2 protein-coding genes are annotated in these 2,500 nt (G+C 46.6%); both read right to left on the reverse strand.

Translation table 11 applies throughout. The features are described from left to right. Positions 1 to 277: 277 nt before the first annotated feature. Positions 278 to 910 carry a sigma-70 family RNA polymerase sigma factor gene (locus tag PGX78_RS07545; RefSeq protein ID WP_333524007.1) on the reverse strand — a complete coding sequence of 211 codons (633 nt, stop codon included), beginning with the start codon at positions 908 to 910 and terminating at the stop codon, positions 278 to 280. Positions 911 to 940: 30 nt separating this feature from the next. Further along, positions 941 to 2,500 (reverse strand): translocation/assembly module TamB domain-containing protein (locus tag PGX78_RS07550; RefSeq protein ID WP_270446267.1); only part of this gene is annotated, 1,560 nt, incomplete at its 5' end.

The following is a 2,500-nucleotide window of genomic DNA, read 5'->3' on the forward strand; positions in this document are numbered from 1 at the left end:
ATTTTTCATTTCCGCTTCAGCCAAAAGAAGGCTCAATTCCCCTTGTACATCCGAACTGCTGCGAAATGATTCTTCCGCCTTATCTAACCAGACCTTGGCCGAACGAACCCGCTCCGCCTTGTCCCGGTCGGCTTGCTTCATACGACATCCCCCCTTTCGGATGCATATAGAATCCGTCTAAAAGGGTCAAAGTATTACTCCGATTATACCGTAAAACAGAGGAAATATCACTATTTTTCTGTGTATCCCTTTGTTTTTCACCCTTATTTGTCTGAAATTATTTATTTTTCTTCATCCATCGGCCGAACATGCCTCGAATACGCCGCACGCCTCTCTTTTGCAAACGATACACATAAGGAAGGCTCACGTCCAAATCGGCAGCCACCGTCTTGGGTTGTCTGTCCTTCAAGTAAATGGCTTCCATAATGAACTGTTCCTTCTCGGGAAGACGGGCCATAAAGGTGCCCACTTGTTCTAAAAGCAACTGTCTATTCGTACAATCGCCCAAATCCTCACTGTTATCAGACAGCATATCACCCAAGGTCAATCCGTTTTCATCCGGTTCATCCATAGACACATTGGCTGACTTGCCTTCTTTTTTCAACCAATCGACAATTTCCCCGCGAATACGGTGAACGGCATAGACGGAAAAGGCTACGCCCAACTTATAGTCATACCGTTCAACGGCTTCAATGAGTCCCAGATTCCCTTCTTGCAAAACATCGGCCATGTATTCTTCGCCTACGTGCCAATGTAAAGCTTCCCGAAAGACTAAGGGCTGATATTGCTCGATAAGGCGGCTTCTACTGTCCATGCAGCCTTCATCCTTATACGCCATCCAAAGCCTTTTTTCTTCGTCAGGCTTCAATAATGTAATTTTTTGCAATTCTTCCAAATACGAACGGAGCAATATAACTCCTCCTTATATGAGCGGCATTCTCTAAAAACTGTATCTCCAGCTGCCGCCTACATATGCATTCTTAGGAGAACGCCATGCATCTACACTGAATCTGCTTCCCAAATTATACTGCATGCCGACACGATTGTCATTGTGATTAAGACCGAAGGCGGCAGTTAACATGAAATTGTTAAATAAATATTTACCCATTTCAATATTATAGTAGTTTTTATCATCTCCCGAATCGTGAGCCGAAAGATCGAGATTTCCCGTCGTAACGGTCAACATATCAAGAGACAAGGCGTCTTCCAATTTCTGCGTAACACCCAGACTGTTTAGGGTAAAGCGAATACCGCTACCGAGAAGGGAGTTCATATCATCACTATTTAAAGAGCTGTCATGCTTATCCGCATTGCGCAACGTAACGAGAGAAATAATTTGTGTCCGTGATAAGGGCGGATCCGATTGGAAGTTCATCTCCATATCATCCGCCGGTCCCGTGAGGTTTAAGAAAATCGCGTATTGACCGACGCGCGTATTAGCCGACAGGTTTATGTAAGGAATAAAGGAGGTACCCTTAAATTCCGCCCGACCTTGAATGATTTGGAAACGTGTATCCAAATAACGTACGCTGCCGCGTGTTACGTCGAAGTGGCCCGTAGCATAAGGAGACTTCACGGTGCCCTTAAAGGTTGCATCACCGGTTACCCACACATCGTACAGTCCCGAATTATAGAAACGAACCTTGTCACCGGCCTTGACGGTTATATCGAGGGCCGCATTCGTATCCGAATCGGACATAACCAGTGCCAAAGGAATATCGATAGTCGCATCGTGTACATCTATATTCCCGCTTATGAGAGGCAAATCCCCGTCTTTTGACACGGTCAATTCTCCATCGACAGGTCCTTTGTAGTAGTCACAATCAAGAGCCAACCCGTGGGCCCCTACAGTAAGACTGTAATCGGTAAGCGTCGTACCTTCCCATACCGCCTTACCCTTAATATCATAATAACCTTTGTCTCCCTTTCCCTTCTTATCCATCGTGCCGTGACTTTCCAAGGTAGCCGAATTGCCGTTAAAGATGAGGTCGCCGTTTACACTGTCCAACGGATTGGATATGCCCTTCAATTTAGCATATCCGTTTCGTACCGTCACGGCTCCGTTAAGTTGAGGATTCTGTACCGTACCGCCTACGACAATACGCCCCGTCATAGCGCCCTTGGCTTCTTCCACCCAAGGCGTCAGGAAGGCCAGGCCGTCAAGGCCTGCATTATCAAGACGCAATTCTACATGAATAGGTCCGTCCGAAACATCATCTCTCAGGGCAGCCAGAGGAATCGTCCCTGCTACCGTTGCCTTGTAAGGAGAACGGGTCAAAGAGGCCTGGTTCAGTGAAATAACGCCGTTTTTAACGTTAAAGAGGGCAAAGGCATCTGTAAAGGGGACGCCGTTTAAGGTACCGCCCGTAAGTTGAACGGATCCTTCGGCAACGAGGTTATCACTCGTACCGCTCATGTTTAAAGCAAAGTCGATTCGTGAATCGACGGGTACGGAATTCGTGCCTGTTACATCTTGTAAAATGGCCGTCGAAAAATTCTT

Source organism: Megasphaera sp. AF13-6AC (assembly GCF_027685385.1).
GTDB classification, from domain to species: Bacteria; Bacillota; Negativicutes; order Veillonellales; family Megasphaeraceae; genus Megasphaera; species Megasphaera micronuciformis.